Source organism: Pseudomonas sp. WS 5146, assembly GCF_012985495.1.
Lineage (GTDB): Bacteria > Pseudomonadota > Gammaproteobacteria > Pseudomonadales > Pseudomonadaceae > Aquipseudomonas > Aquipseudomonas edaphica.
The window spans coordinates 220,044-232,576 of the sequence record NZ_JAAQWL010000005.1; the positions used below are offsets into that span (position 1 = coordinate 220,044).

Annotated in this window: 16 protein-coding genes; 6 read left to right on the forward strand and 10 right to left on the reverse strand. The window is 58.8% G+C overall.

The window, feature by feature from the left end; genetic code table 11:
- Window positions 1-85: 85 nt before the first annotated feature.
- From pmbA to HBO41_RS15765, 6 genes are all read left to right on the forward strand, one after another.
- Window positions 86-1,432, forward strand: a complete 1,347-nt coding sequence (gene pmbA, locus HBO41_RS15740) for a metalloprotease PmbA (RefSeq protein ID WP_138449094.1) — start codon at window positions 86-88, stop codon at window positions 1,430-1,432.
- A 134-nt stretch (window positions 1,433-1,566) separates the two neighbouring features.
- Window positions 1,567-1,962, forward strand: a complete 396-nt coding sequence (locus HBO41_RS15745; protein ID WP_099548385.1) for a FagA protein — start codon at window positions 1,567-1,569, stop codon at window positions 1,960-1,962.
- Window positions 1,955-3,331 carry a lyase family protein gene (locus tag HBO41_RS15750; protein ID WP_169986893.1) on the forward strand — a complete coding sequence of 459 codons (1,377 nt, stop codon included), beginning with the start codon at window positions 1,955-1,957 and terminating at the stop codon, window positions 3,329-3,331. Before HBO41_RS15745 ends, HBO41_RS15750 begins: the two co-directional genes overlap by 8 nt.
- Before the next feature lie 27 nt (window positions 3,332-3,358).
- Window positions 3,359-3,787 carry a hypothetical protein gene (locus tag HBO41_RS15755; protein WP_017138243.1) on the forward strand — a complete coding sequence of 143 codons (429 nt, stop codon included), beginning with the start codon at window positions 3,359-3,361 and terminating at the stop codon, window positions 3,785-3,787.
- A 1-nt stretch (window position 3,788) separates the two neighbouring features.
- Window positions 3,789-4,400, forward strand: a complete 612-nt coding sequence (locus HBO41_RS15760) for a superoxide dismutase (protein ID WP_017138242.1) — start codon at window positions 3,789-3,791, stop codon at window positions 4,398-4,400.
- Between the two features lie 32 nt (window positions 4,401-4,432).
- Window positions 4,433-5,326: a ZIP family metal transporter gene (locus HBO41_RS15765; RefSeq protein WP_169986895.1), complete on the forward strand. Its 894-nt coding sequence runs from the start codon at window positions 4,433-4,435 to the stop codon at window positions 5,324-5,326.
- Window positions 5,327-5,363: 37 nt separating this feature from the next.
- Here the strand turns inward: HBO41_RS15765 and HBO41_RS15770 are convergent, their stop codons facing one another.
- The 10 genes from HBO41_RS15770 to HBO41_RS15815 form a co-directional block, all read right to left on the reverse strand.
- Complete coding sequence (locus HBO41_RS15770) at window positions 5,364-5,636, reverse strand: HPr family phosphocarrier protein (RefSeq protein ID WP_017138240.1); 273 nt, start codon at window positions 5,634-5,636, stop codon at window positions 5,364-5,366.
- A 16-nt stretch (window positions 5,637-5,652) separates the two neighbouring features.
- Window positions 5,653-6,510 carry an RNase adapter RapZ gene (gene rapZ, locus HBO41_RS15775; protein WP_017138239.1) on the reverse strand — a complete coding sequence of 286 codons (858 nt, stop codon included), beginning with the start codon at window positions 6,508-6,510 and terminating at the stop codon, window positions 5,653-5,655.
- Between the two features lie 2 nt (window positions 6,511-6,512).
- Window positions 6,513-6,977, reverse strand: coding sequence for a PTS IIA-like nitrogen regulatory protein PtsN (gene ptsN, locus HBO41_RS15780; RefSeq protein ID WP_169986897.1), 465 nt, complete (start codon window positions 6,975-6,977; stop codon window positions 6,513-6,515).
- A gap of 9 nt (window positions 6,978-6,986) precedes the next feature.
- Entirely contained in the window at window positions 6,987-7,292 is a 306-nt protein-coding gene (gene hpf, locus HBO41_RS15785; protein ID WP_056859024.1) for a ribosome hibernation-promoting factor, HPF/YfiA family, read from the reverse strand.
- Between the two features lie 75 nt (window positions 7,293-7,367).
- The gene (locus tag HBO41_RS15790; RefSeq protein ID WP_017138236.1) at window positions 7,368-8,861 is read right to left on the reverse strand and encodes an RNA polymerase factor sigma-54; all 1,494 of its coding nucleotides are present in this window, start codon (window positions 8,859-8,861) and stop codon (window positions 7,368-7,370) included.
- Between the two features lie 184 nt (window positions 8,862-9,045).
- The gene (gene lptB / locus HBO41_RS15795) at window positions 9,046-9,771 is read right to left on the reverse strand and encodes an LPS export ABC transporter ATP-binding protein (protein ID WP_016974288.1); all 726 of its coding nucleotides are present in this window, start codon (window positions 9,769-9,771) and stop codon (window positions 9,046-9,048) included.
- Window positions 9,771-10,343, reverse strand: coding sequence for a lipopolysaccharide transport periplasmic protein LptA (lptA, locus tag HBO41_RS15800; RefSeq protein ID WP_017138235.1), 573 nt, complete (start codon window positions 10,341-10,343; stop codon window positions 9,771-9,773). The genes lptB and lptA overlap by 1 nt, the downstream gene beginning before the upstream one ends.
- Complete coding sequence (gene lptC, locus HBO41_RS15805; protein WP_017138234.1) at window positions 10,330-10,902, reverse strand: LPS export ABC transporter periplasmic protein LptC; 573 nt, start codon at window positions 10,900-10,902, stop codon at window positions 10,330-10,332. Before lptC ends, lptA begins: the two co-directional genes overlap by 14 nt.
- Window positions 10,903-10,910: 8 nt before the next feature.
- Window positions 10,911-11,435 (reverse strand): HAD family hydrolase, encoded by a 525-nt coding sequence (locus HBO41_RS15810; protein ID WP_017138233.1) that lies wholly within the window; start codon window positions 11,433-11,435, stop codon window positions 10,911-10,913.
- Entirely contained in the window at window positions 11,436-12,410 is a 975-nt protein-coding gene (locus tag HBO41_RS15815) for a KpsF/GutQ family sugar-phosphate isomerase (protein WP_017138232.1), read from the reverse strand.
- Window positions 12,411-12,533: the final 123 nt, after the last annotated feature.

The following is a 12,533-nucleotide window of genomic DNA, read 5'->3' on the forward strand; positions in this document are numbered from 1 at the left end:
CGCCATGATAACCAGTCGGGGGCCGCTTGTCCGGCCCGGTCGCTCGATGGCCTTAACCGAAAGCAGAATTTGAGTGGAGAAAACCATGAGTGCAGCCCAAAGCGTCGGTCCGCAAGCGTTACCGGCACTGCAGGAACAAGTCGAGCAGATCCTTGCCGAGGCCAAGCGCCAGGGGGCCAGCGCCTGTGAAGTAGCCGTGTCGCTGGAGCAGGGGCTGTCGACGTCGGTGCGCCAGCGTGAAGTAGAAACTGTTGAATTCAATCGCGACCAGGGTTTTGGTATCACGTTGTATGCCGGGCAGCGCAAAGGCTCGGCCAGTACTTCCGCCAGTGGGCCGGAAGCAATTCGTGAAACCGTGGCGGCGGCGCTGGCGATTGCCAAGCACACCTCCGAGGATGAAAGCTCGGGCCTGGCCGACAAAGCGCTGATGGCCAAGGACTTGAAGGATTTCGATCTGTTTCACGCCTGGGACATCACGCCCGAGCAAGCGATCGAAAAGGCACTGATCTGCGAAGCAGCGGCGTTTGATGCCGATGCCCGCATCAAGAACGCTGATGGCACCACGTTGAGCACTCATCAAGGCTGCCGTGTCTACGGTAACAGCCATGGTTTTATCGGTGGTTATGCCTCCACTCGCCATAGCTTGAGCTGCGTGATGATCGCCGAAGCCAATGGCCAGATGCAGCGCGATTACTGGTACGACGTGAGCCGCCAGGGCGAATTGCTCGCCGATCCAGTCAGCATCGGTCAGCGCGCGGCGCAACGTGCAGCGAGCCGCCTGGGTGCACGCCCGGTACCAACGTGCGAGGTGCCGGTGCTGTTTTCGGCCGAGCTGGCTGGCGGTTTGTTCGGCAGTTTCCTGGGCGCGATTTCCGGCGGCAACCTGTACCGAAAATCTTCGTTCCTTGAAGGCGCGATTGGCCAGAAACTGTTTCCTGAATGGCTGACGATTGATGAGCGCCCGCACCTGATGCGTGCCATGGGCAGTTCCTCATTCGATGGTGATGGCCTGGCCACCTATGCCAAACCGTTTGTCGAAAAGGGCGAGTTGGTGTCCTACGTGCTGGGCACTTACGCCGGTCGCAAGCTGGGCCTGCCAAGCACGGCGAACGCCGGTGGCGTGCACAACCTGTTCGTCACCCATGGCGATGAAGACCAGGCAGCGCTGTTGCGTCGTATGGGCCGAGGCCTGCTGGTCACCGAGCTGATGGGCAGTGGCCTGAACATGGTGACCGGTGATTATTCACGCGGTGCGGCGGGTTTCTGGGTAGAAAATGGCGAGATTCAATTCGCCGTCCAGGAAGTGACTATTGCCGGCAACATGCGCGATATGTTCAAGCAGATCGTCGCAGTGGGTAATGACCTGGAGCTGCGCAGCAACATTCGCACCGGTTCGGTGCTGATTGAGCGGATGACCGTCGCCGGCAGTTAACGGCGCGACGCTTCATCAAAAAGGCACGCCATCCTCAAGATGGCGTGCCTTTTTTAATGGCTGCAATTTGCTGCTCTTGTTTTGATTCTCAATATCATTTAATAATAAATATCATTACCGAATGAGCGTGGATCATGAGTTCTGTCCTGCATGAGGATCCGTACCTGGAAAGTTGGCGTTGGATGAGTCGTCAGATTCGCTGCGGCCTTGATCCCAATGAACCGCGACTGATCGAACATTACCTCAACGAAGGGCGATACCTGGCGTGCTGCACCGCGACCCATCCGTGGACGATCGCCGAAACGTCATTCCGCCTTTTGATCGACACCGCGGGCGACATCGCCTTGCCCTGGCACTGGCGATCCATGTGCCTGGACCAGGCCTGGCGCCCACTTCGCGACCTGGAAAAACTTTCCCACTGTGCCTGCCGCCTCAAGCGCTGGCAGACCTTTGCCTGGCAATTGGCGACCTGCGAATTGCTGCCTTCCCTTTCTGTTTCTGACCTGGTGCAAGGATCAAACGATGAGTAACACCCGTATCGAACGCGACAGCATGGGCGAGCTGCAAGTGCCTGCCGAGGCTTTGTATGGCGCGCAGACCCAGCGCGCGGTGAACAATTTTCCGATCAGTCATCAACGCATGCCGGCGCAATTCATTCGCGCCCTGATCCTGGCCAAGGCCGCCGCCGCCAAGGTCAATGTCGACCTCAAGCAAATCAGCGAAGGGCAGGGCAAGGCCATCGTTGACGCGGCCCAGGGCCTGCTCGAAGGCAACTTCATGCCGCACTTCCCGGTGGATATTTTCCAGACCGGCTCCGGCACCAGCTCGAACATGAATGCCAACGAAGTGATTGCGACCTTGGCCAGCCGTTTGCTGGGTGAAGCGGTTAACCCCAATGATCATGTGAACTGTGGCCAAAGCAGCAACGACATTATCCCAACCACCATCCACGTCAGCGCAGCCTTGGTGCTGCATGAGCAAACGCTGCCGGCCTTGCTGCACTTGGTGCAAGTCATCGAGCAAAAGGCCGAAGAGGTCCACCCGTTCATCAAGACCGGCCGAACGCACCTGATGGACGCCATGCCGGTGCGCATGAGCCAGGTGCTTAATGGTTGGGCGCAACAGCTCAAGGCCAATATCGGCCATTTGCAGGATTTGCTGCCGAGCTTGCAGGCGCTGGCACAGGGTGGCACGGCGGTTGGCACCGGGATCAATGCGCACCCCGAATTTGCTGCGCGTTTCAGTCAGCAACTGAGCATCCTTAGCGGGGTGAAATTCACCCCCGGCAAGAACCTGTTCGCGCTGATCGGCTCCCAGGACACCGCCGTTGCCGTTTCCGGCCAGTTGAAAGCCACTGCGGTATCGCTGATGAAAATCGCCAACGACCTGCGCTGGATGAACTCCGGCCCGCTCGCAGGCTTGGGTGAAATCGAATTGGAAGGCTTGCAGCCAGGCTCCTCGATCATGCCGGGCAAGGTCAATCCAGTGATTCCGGAGGCCACCGCCATGGTTGCCGCCCAGGTCATCGGCAATGACACGGTGATCACTGTGGCGGGTCAGTCCGGCAACTTCGAGCTGAACGTGATGCTGCCGATCATCGCCCAGAACCTGCTCAGCAGCCTCGAACTGCTGGCCAATTCCAGCCGCTTGCTGGCCGACAAAGCCATCGCCAGCTTCAAGGTCAACGAAGCCAAGCTTAAGGAAGCGCTGTCGCGTAACCCGATCCTGGTCACCGCACTCAACCCGATCATTGGCTACCAAAAGGCCGCTGAAATCGCCAAGAAAGCCTATCAGCAAGGCCGCCCGGTGATCGATGTCGCTCTTGAGCACACCGACTTGTCACGTAGCCAACTGGAGATCCTGCTGGACCCGGAAAAGCTCACGGCCGGCGGCGTGTAATCACCGACCCTGCTTTGGAGGCGCACCATGGAGCACTGGAAACGCACGATCGAACGGGCCAATCGCTGTTTTATGGCGGGCGAGCTGGTCGACGCTCGTGAGGCCTATTTGCAAGCCCTGGCCCTGGCGCAAGTGTTGTTCGAGCGTTGGGCGGATGCCGACGAAGCAGTGGCGGCTTGCGTCATTTCCCACCACAACCTGGCGGACCTGCACCTGCGCCTGAACCAGCCGGAGGAAAGCGCGGAATACCTGTGCGCCATTCACCAACGGCTGTTGCAGACCATGCAGGACCCGCGTCTGAACCCGCAATTGCGCGAGGCGGCGTTGCGCCAGAGCAGCAAGACCTACGTCGAACTGTTGAATTTCATCAGCGATCACGGCGAGTACCCGCGTACCCATCGCCTGCTGGGCGGTACTGCGGCGCAACCGATCACTCCACACTACGGAGCACATTGATATGACCTACACCTTGCCTGCCCTGCCTTACGCCTACGACGCCCTGGAGCCGCATATTGATGCGCAAACCATGGAGATTCACTACACCAAGCATCACCAAACCTACATCAACAACCTCAATGCAGCGGTCGAAGGCACGGAGTTTGCGGGTTGGCCGGTAGAGAAGTTGGTGTCCAGCGTGCAGCAACTGCCGGAAAAGCTGCGTGCTGCCGTGATCAACCAAGGGGGTGGTCACGCCAACCACTCGTTGTTCTGGGCGGTGATGTCTCCAAAGGGCGGCGGTAAACCTGACGGCGCACTGGGCAAAGCCATCGACGAGCATTTGGGCGGCTTCGACAGTTTCAAAGAGGCCTTCACCAAGGCCGCCTTGACCCGCTTCGGCAGCGGCTGGGCATGGCTGAGTGTCACCCCGCAGAAGACACTGGTGGTGGAAAGCAGTGGCAATCAGGACAGCCCGTTGATGAGCGGCAACACGCCAATACTGGGCCTGGACGTGTGGGAGCACGCCTATTACCTGCTGTATCAGAACCGTCGCCCGGAATACATCAACGCCTTTTATAGCGTGATCAACTGGCCGGAAGTCGCCGCACGCTACCAGGCCGCCCTGGCCTGATATTCAACCTATAACAAGATCTAAGGCCGACTATGGGCACTGAAACACTGGCGATCAGCAGCGGGCGAATGTTTCGTTATGCGTTTGGCTCGCTGTTGCTGTTGGCAGGGACTGCATTGCTGGTGGCCCATGGGCTGGCCTGGCTAAACCTTGAACCGCGTATCCTGCGCGCCTTGCAGGGCGGCGCTATCTGCGCGCTCGGCACGGCACTGGGCGCGGTGCCCGTGCTGGTCATACGCCGCATGCCGGTAGCGCTGAGCGATACCTTGCTGGGCTTCGGTGCCGGGGTAATGTTGGCGGCGACGGCTTTCTCGCTGATCGTACCGGGCATTGCGGCTGCCGAAGGCCTGGGGCTCTCGCCTTGGGGCGCCAGTGGTTTGATCAGCTTCGGCATCATGCTGGGGGCGTTCGGGCTGTATCTGGTAGACCGCAAGGTTTCCGGTGCGAGCCCGGAAATGCTGGTGGGTACGTCGGATAAACCCGTGATTGCGCCGCGTATCTGGTTGTTTGTGTTCGCCATCATTGCTCACAACATTCCGGAAGGTATGGCAGTGGGCGTTTCTGCCGGTGGTGGCATGCCGGACGCCGACAGCCTGGCCATGGGCATTGCCTTGCAGGATGTGCCGGAAGGTTTGGTGATTGCACTGGTGTTGGCAGGCGCGGGCATGTCGCGGGTCAAGGCGTTCTTGATCGGCGCCGCGTCAGGCTTGGTCGAGCCGGTGTTTGCCGTGCTGTGTGCGTGGTTGGTGAGCCTGGCTGAGGTTCTGTTGCCATTGGGGCTTGCGCTGGCGGCGGGGGCTATGTTGCTGGTGGTGACTCACGAAGTGATCCCGGAATCGTGCCGCAACGGTCACGAAAAGCTTGCCAGCCTGGGGTTGTGCATCGGGTTTTGTTTGATGATGGTGATGGATACCGCATTAGGGTGAGGCCATTGCAGCCTCACACCTGTCTCAAAGGGTGGGTTTACTCACCCTCGTCAAAGTAGTTGTTGATCAACTTGACTAGGGCGTCCATCGCTTCCTGCTCTTGTTCGCCTTCCGTCTTCAAGTGAATCTTGGTGCCCTTGCCCGCAGCCAGCATCATCATGGCCATGATGCTTTTGCCGTCGACCATCGATTCCGGCGTGCGCCCGGCGCGGATCTGGCAAGGGAACTGCCCGGCAACGCCGACAAATTTGGCCGAGGCGCGGGCGTGCAGGCCCAGCTTGTTGATGATTTCAATTTCCAGAGCGGGCATCGCGGGGGTGTTCCTTTCAGCTAAGGTCGCGGTGGCGAACCTGGACGTTCTTGAGGGTTTGTTGCAGCACCTGGCCCAGGCGTTCGGTCAGGTAGACGGAACGGTGGTGGCCGCCGGTGCAGCCGATGGCAATGGTGACATAAGCCCGATTACTTGCGGCAAAGCGCGGTAACCATTTGAGCAGGTAGCTGGAGATATCCTGGAACATCTCCTCGACATCCGGTTGCGCAGCCAGGTACTCGGCTACTGGCTGGTCCAAACCAGACTGGTCACGCAGCTCCGGCTTCCAGTAGGGGTTGGGCAGGCAGCGCACGTCGAACACCAGGTCGGCATCCACCGGCATCCCGCGCTTGAACCCGAACGACTCAACCAGAAAGGCCGTGCCTGGTTCCGGCTGGTTCAGCAGGCGCAGCTTGATGGCATCGCGCAACTGATACAGGTTGAGGTCCGTGGTGTTGATCTTGAGATCCGCGAGGTCAATGATCGGCCCCAGCAGCGTGGTCTCATCCTCTATGGCTTCTGCCAGGGAGCGATGCGGACTGCTGAGGGGGTGACGTCGACGGGTTTCGGAGAAACGCTTGAGCAGCGTTTCCTCGTCGGCATCCAGGTACAGCACATCGCAATGAATATGCTTGGCGCGTACTTCCTCGAGCAGTTGCGGGAAGCGCTCGAGATGGCTGGGCAGGTTGCGGGCGTCAATCGAGACGGCCACCAGTGGCTGCGGCAGTTCAGTGTGGATCAGGGCGCGTTCGGCCAATTCCGGCAGCAGGCCCGCCGGCAGGTTGTCGATGCAGTAGAAACCGTTGTCCTCAAGAACATTGAGGGCGGTGCTTTTACCCGAGCCGGAGCGGCCGCTGACGATGATCAAACGCATGGTTACTGCCCGCTTTGCTCATCGAGTACAACCTGATAAAGCGCCTCGTTGCTGCTGGCACTGCGCAGTCTGTCGCGTACTTCTTTGCGGTCGAGCATGCTGGCTATCTGCCGAAGCAGTTCCAGGTGCGCATCGGTGGCGGCTTGCGGGACCAGCAGAACGAACAGCAGGTCAACCGGGGCGCCGTCGATGGCGTCGAAATCGATTTTCTCCTGCAGGTGCAATAGCGCACTGACGGGAGACGTGCAGCCTTCAAGGCGGCAGTGAGGAATGGCGATGCCGTTGCCAAAACCGGTGGAGCCCAGTTTTTCACGGTCAATCAGGGCCTTGAACACGACTTGCTCATCCAGCTCAGGCACTTCACGGCTGATCAGGTTGGCGATGTGTTCGAGGGCTTTCTTCTTACTGCCGCCCGGCGCGTTCACGAGGGAACGGCCGGGGGTCAGGATGGTTTCAAGTTGGATCATGGGGGAGAGTTAACGACCTGTACCTTGCATCAGGTGCAGATTCTTTTCCTTATGCTTTAAGAGTTGGCGGTCAAGCTTGTCGGTGAGCAAGTCGATCGATGCATACATGTCTTCATGCTCGGCCTTGGCCTGCACTTCACCACCTGGAATCTGGAGGGTCGCTTCAATTTTCTGCTGAAGCTTGTCGACCTTCATGATGACCTCCGCGTTGGTGATCTTGTCAAAATGGCCCTCAAGCTTCTTCAGCTTCTGCACGACATAGTCGCGAAGTGGTGGGGTGACTTCCACATGTTGTCCACTGATGTTGACTTGCATACAGCTTCTCCTTCGTTGCCAGTGCATAAAGCGGTGGGTAGGAATACCCACCACTGGAACGCTATGGCCCGCCCGTCACATCAAACGCTTACGCTCGCTGGAAGGCGCGATCCCGAGGGACTCGCGGTACTTGGCGACGGTTCGACGGGCGACCTGAATGCCTTGTGCCTCCAGTAAACCAGCGATCTTACTGTCACTCAATGGCTTTTTCTGATTTTCCGCCGCAACCAGTTTTTTGATGATCGCGCGGATCGCCGTGGACGAGCATTCACCGCCTTCGGAGGTGCTGACGTGGCTGGAGAAAAAGTATTTCAGCTCATAAATACCCCGTGGGGTATGCATGAATTTCTGCGTGGTTACCCGTGAAATCGTCGATTCATGCATACCTACCGCTTCGGCAATGTCATGCAGAACCAGCGGCTTCATCGCCTCATCGCCATATTCCAGGAAGCCGCGCTGGTGCTCGACGATCTGGGTGGCCACTTTCATCAGGGTTTCGTTGCGGCTTTGCAGGCTCTTGATGAACCAGCGCGCTTCCTGCAATTGGTTGCGCATGAAGGTGTTGTCGGCGCTGGTGTCGGCGCGGCGTACAAAGCCTGCATATTGTGGGTTGACCCGCAGGCGTGGCACCGATTCCTGGTTCAACTCCACGAGCCAGCGTTCGTTGTCTTTGCGCACGATCACGTCGGGCACGACATATTCGGCTTCGCTGGACTCGATCTGCGAGCCGGGGCGCGGGTTGAGGCTCTGTACCAGCTCGATGACCTGGCGCAGGTCGTCTTCCTTGAGCTTCATGCGGCGCATCAACTGGCTGTAGTCGCGGCTGCCCAGCAGGTCGATGTAGTCGGTGACCAGGCGCTGGGCTTCGGCGAGCCACGGGGTCTTGGCCGGCAGTTGGCGCAGTTGCAGCAACAGGCATTCGCTTAAGGTGCGAGCGCCAATGCCGGCAGGCTCGAACTGTTGGATGCGATGCAGGACGGCTTCGATTTCGTCCAGTTCGATGTCCAGTTCCGGGTCGAAGGCTTCAAGAATCTCGTCGAGCGTCTCGTCCAGGTAGCCCTGATTGTTGATACAGTCGATCAGGGTTACGGCGATCAGGCGATCGGTATCGGACATCGGCGCCAGGTTCAGTTGCCACAGCAAGTGGCTCTGCAGGCTCTCACCGGCGGACGTGCGAGTGGTGAAGTCCCACTCGTCGTCGTCATTGCTGGGCAGGCTGCTGGCGCTGGTCTGGTAGACGTCTTCCCAGGCGGTGTCCACGGGAAGCTCGTTGGGAATGCGTTCGTTCCATTCACCTTCCTCAAGGTTGTCCACCGTAGGGGCGGTTTCCTGATAGGACGGTTCCTGCACGTCGGGGTTGGGTTTTTGCTCGATGTTGTCGGCCAGCGGGTCTGCATTGTCGAAGTCGTCGCCTTCTTCCTGGCGTTCGAGCATCGGATTGGACTCCAGGGCCTCCTGGATTTCCTGTTGCAGGTCCAGGGTCGACAATTGGAGCAGGCGGATGGCCTGTTGCAGCTGCGGTGTCATCGTCAGCTGCTGGCCCATTCTCAGGACTAGCGATGGTTTCATGGCAGGGGCTTAACACCTTATTCGCCGGCGCAATGCGCCATCCACGACAGGGCGCGTGAGCGCCAAACATAAGCAAATTATATGCCTGATATCAGGGGCTTTGCCTAGAGCGCGGTAACAATAAAAAAACTGAGGTTTTTATTGACTTGCACGCGCCCCGGGCAATGGCCTGATACCACCGTGTTTACAGGCGGAACTCGTGACCCAGGTACACTTCCTTCACCAGTTCATTGGCCAGGATAGTGGCGGAGTCACCTTCTGCAATCAGTTGCCCATCGTTAACGATATAGGCGGTTTCGCAGATATCGAGGGTCTCACGCACGTTGTGGTCGGTGATCAGTACACCGATACCCTTGGCCTTGAGGTGATGGATGATCTGCTTGATATCGCCAACCGAGATCGGGTCGACACCGGCGAAAGGTTCGTCCAGCAGGATGAACTTCGGTGCGGTGGCCAGGGCACGGGCGATTTCCACACGGCGACGCTCGCCACCGGACAAGCTCATGCCGAGGTTGTCGCGGATGTGGTTGATATGGAACTCCTGCAACAGGCTTTCCAGCTCTTTGCGACGGCCGTCACGGTCGAGTTCCTTGCGGGTCTCGAGGATCGCCATGATGTTGTCGGACACTGACAGTTTGCGGAAGATCGACGCTTCCTGGGGAAGATAGCCGATGCCGGCGCGTGCACGACCGTGCATGGGCTGGTGGCTTACGTCCAGGTCGTCAATCAATACACGGCCCTGATCCGCCTGGACCAGGCCAACAATCATATAGAAGCAGGTGGTCTTGCCGGCGCCGTTGGGGCCGAGCAAGCCGACGATCTGGCCGCTGTCGATCGACAGGCTGACGTCGCGTACGACCTGACGGCTTTTATAAGCTTTGGCCAGATGCTGGGCTTTCAGGGTTGCCATCAGTTCGTCTTCTTCGCAGCGGGTTTTGGCGCAGGGGCGGCAGCGTCTTTCTGCTTCGGCTGGATAACCATGTCGATGCGCGGCTTCGGTGTGCCGATTTTTGTGCCATTGGCGCGACCGGCGGTAGCGATCTGCTTGACGGTGTCGTAGGTGATTTTTTCACCTTCGGTGGTATTGCCGTCAGTACTGACAACCCGTGCCTGGTCAATCAGGATAATGCGGTTCTGCTGGGCGTGATACTGGATGGTCCTGCCGTAGCCTTTCATCGGTGCCGGGTCGGCAGCCGCCTGCTTCTGTTCGAAGTAAGCCAGGTTGCCCACCGAAGTCACCACGTCGATGTCGCCAGCCGGGGTGCGAGTCAGCGTTACCGTGTTGCCGGTAATCTTCATCGAGCCTTGGGTGATGATCACGCCACCGGTGTAGGTCGCGACGCCTTGTTTATCATCCAACTGCGCATCGTCAGCCGAGATATGGATCGGTTGCTGGCTATCGTTCGGCAGAGCCCAGGCGCTCACGCTTCCCAGTGCTGCGCCCAGACCGAGCAAAATAGGGAGGGTTTTAACGAGCCTCATACTGTCCTCTTACGTTCGATAGCAGGTGTATCCTGCTTTCTTTCAAATACGCTTTCATTCCCTTGCCAGTCGATACACCGCCAGCGCCGTCAATTCTAACGTCTTGCTCGGTCTGCGCATATTGCTGTTGTGGGAAAACGGTCATGCGACTGCTGGTGATGATGGTGTCACGCTTGTGTTCATCGGTGCGCGCAACGCGTACCGAGTCGATCAACTCAACCTGGGTGCCGTCCGCATTGACCTCGCCACGTTTGCTGGTGACGTGCCACGGAAAGTCGGTGCCGCGGAACAGGTTCAGGTCCGGGTTGGTCAGCAAGCTGACGTCGGAGGCTTTGACGTGTTCCACCTTATCGGAGGTCATCTCGTATTGGACCTTGCCGTCAGGCATGAACTGCACCGTATAGGCATTGGTGGCGAAATTGTCGATCAGCCCCTCGTCAACCTGTGCTACAGGCTTGTCGAGAAAGCGCTCCGGGCTGATATTCCAGTAGCCCACCGCCAGGAACAGCGCGGCGATGACCCCGAATAACAGGAAGTTGCGAATCTTTTTGCTCAGCATAAAACGCTCTATAAGTAGGCGGCGTGGGCCGCTTCAAGACTGCCTTGGGCACGCAGGATCAATTCGCAGAACTCGCGGGCAGCGCCTTCACCGCCACGTGCGACAGTAATGCCATGGGCGTGTTCACGAACAAACGCCGCTGCATTGGCGACGGCCATGCCCAGGCCCACTCGGCGAATGACCGGCAGGTCAGGCAGATCATCACCCAGGTACGCAACCTGCTCATAGCTTAGGTTGAGTTGGCCAAGAAGCTCGTCCAGAACCACCAGTTTATCCTCACGGCCTTGATACAGGTGAGGAATCCCCAGGTTTTGTGCGCGGCGTTCCACAACCGGTGTCTTTCGACCACTGATAATTGCCGTTTGCACACCGGCGGCCATCAACATTTTGATGCCCTGGCCGTCGAGGGTGTTAAAGGTCTTGAATTCGCTGCCATCTTCGAGAAAGTACAGGCGGCCGTCGGTCAGCACGCCGTCCACGTCGAAAATCGCCAGTTTGATGTGTTTGCCGCGTTGCATCAGGTCGCTGGTCATTTACATCACTCCCGCACGCAGCAAGTCGTGCATGTTCAGGGCGCCGATCGGGCGGTCGTCACTATTGACCACCACCAGCGCGCCAATCTTATGGTCTTCCATGATCTTCAGCGCTTCGGCTGCAAGCATCTCGGGGCGGGCGGTCTTGCCGTGGGGCGTCATCACCGCATCAATGGTCGCGGTGTGGATATCGATGGTGCGGTCCAGGGTGCGGCGCAGGTCGCCGTCGGTGAAGACTCCGGCCAGACGCCCGTCGGCTTCCAGGATCACGGTCATGCCCAGGCCCTTGCGGGTCATTTCCATCAGCGCGTCTTTGAGCAAGGTGCCACGTTGCACGTGGGGCAGTTCATCCCCCGAGTGCATGACGTTTTCCACTTTGAGCAGCAGGCGACGACCCAGCGCGCCGCCCGGGTGCGAAAACGCGAAGTCTTCAGCGGTAAAGCCACGAGCTTCCAGCAACGCCACGGCCAGGGCGTCGCCCATGACCAGGGCGGCGGTGGTGGAGGAGGTCGGTGCCAGGTTAAGCGGGCAGGCTTCGTGGGCCACGTGCACGTTCAAATTGACTTCGGCAGCCTTCGCCAGCGTGGATTCCGGGTTGCCGGTGAGGCTGATCATCTTGATGCCCAGGCGCTTGATCAAGGGCAGCAAGGTCACGATTTCGTTGGTGGTGCCCGAGTTCGACAGCGCCAGGATAATGTCATCCTTGGTGATCATGCCCATGTCACCGTGGCTGGCTTCGGCCGGGTGCACGAAAAACGCCGTGGTTCCGGTGCTGGCCAGGGTGGCGGCGATCTTGTTGCCGACGTGGCCGGATTTGCCCATGCCGACCACCACAACGCGGCCCGTGCTGGCCAGAATCATCTCGCAGGCGCGTACGAAATCTGCGTCGATATGGGCCAGTAAACCTTCTACGGCTTCAAGCTCGAGGCGGATGGTGCGTTGTGCGGATTGAATAAGGTCGCTGGATTGGCTCATGTCTGAAATCGTATAGCCTGACGAAAAGTCGGCGATTATAGCGGTAATGATCAAATCCCTCACGCTAGTTATTCTGCAGGTGCCTGGGATTTATGCTCAGCCACGTGTTTTCCCTGTCCCGAA

Bases quoted from the DNA above. Each gene is read 5' to 3' on its own strand.
- pmbA (WP_138449094.1), top strand. From the start codon at position 86: ATGAGTGCAGCCCAAAGCGTCGGTCCGCAAGCGTTACCGGCACTGCAG.
- HBO41_RS15745 (WP_099548385.1), top strand. From the start codon at position 1,567: ATGAGTTCTGTCCTGCATGAGGATCCGTACCTGGAAAGTTGGCGTTGG.
- HBO41_RS15750 (WP_169986893.1), top strand. From the start codon at position 1,955: ATGAGTAACACCCGTATCGAACGCGACAGCATGGGCGAGCTGCAAGTG.
- HBO41_RS15755 (WP_017138243.1), top strand. From the start codon at position 3,359: ATGGAGCACTGGAAACGCACGATCGAACGGGCCAATCGCTGTTTTATG.
- HBO41_RS15760 (WP_017138242.1), top strand. From the start codon at position 3,789: ATGACCTACACCTTGCCTGCCCTGCCTTACGCCTACGACGCCCTGGAG.
- HBO41_RS15765 (WP_169986895.1), top strand. From the start codon at position 4,433: ATGGGCACTGAAACACTGGCGATCAGCAGCGGGCGAATGTTTCGTTAT.
- HBO41_RS15770 (WP_017138240.1), bottom strand. From the start codon at position 5,636: ATGCCCGCTCTGGAAATTGAAATCATCAACAAGCTGGGCCTGCACGCC.
- rapZ (WP_017138239.1), bottom strand. From the start codon at position 6,510: ATGCGTTTGATCATCGTCAGCGGCCGCTCCGGCTCGGGTAAAAGCACC.
- ptsN (WP_169986897.1), bottom strand. From the start codon at position 6,977: ATGATCCAACTTGAAACCATCCTGACCCCCGGCCGTTCCCTCGTGAAC.
- hpf (WP_056859024.1), bottom strand. From the start codon at position 7,292: ATGCAAGTCAACATCAGTGGACAACATGTGGAAGTCACCCCACCACTT.
- HBO41_RS15790 (WP_017138236.1), bottom strand. From the start codon at position 8,861: ATGAAACCATCGCTAGTCCTGAGAATGGGCCAGCAGCTGACGATGACA.
- lptB (WP_016974288.1), bottom strand. From the start codon at position 9,771: ATGGCAACCCTGAAAGCCCAGCATCTGGCCAAAGCTTATAAAAGCCGT.
- lptA (WP_017138235.1), bottom strand. From the start codon at position 10,343: ATGAGGCTCGTTAAAACCCTCCCTATTTTGCTCGGTCTGGGCGCAGCA.
- lptC (WP_017138234.1), bottom strand. From the start codon at position 10,902: ATGCTGAGCAAAAAGATTCGCAACTTCCTGTTATTCGGGGTCATCGCC.
- HBO41_RS15810 (WP_017138233.1), bottom strand. From the start codon at position 11,435: ATGACCAGCGACCTGATGCAACGCGGCAAACACATCAAACTGGCGATT.
- HBO41_RS15815 (WP_017138232.1), bottom strand. From the start codon at position 12,410: ATGAGCCAATCCAGCGACCTTATTCAATCCGCACAACGCACCATCCGC.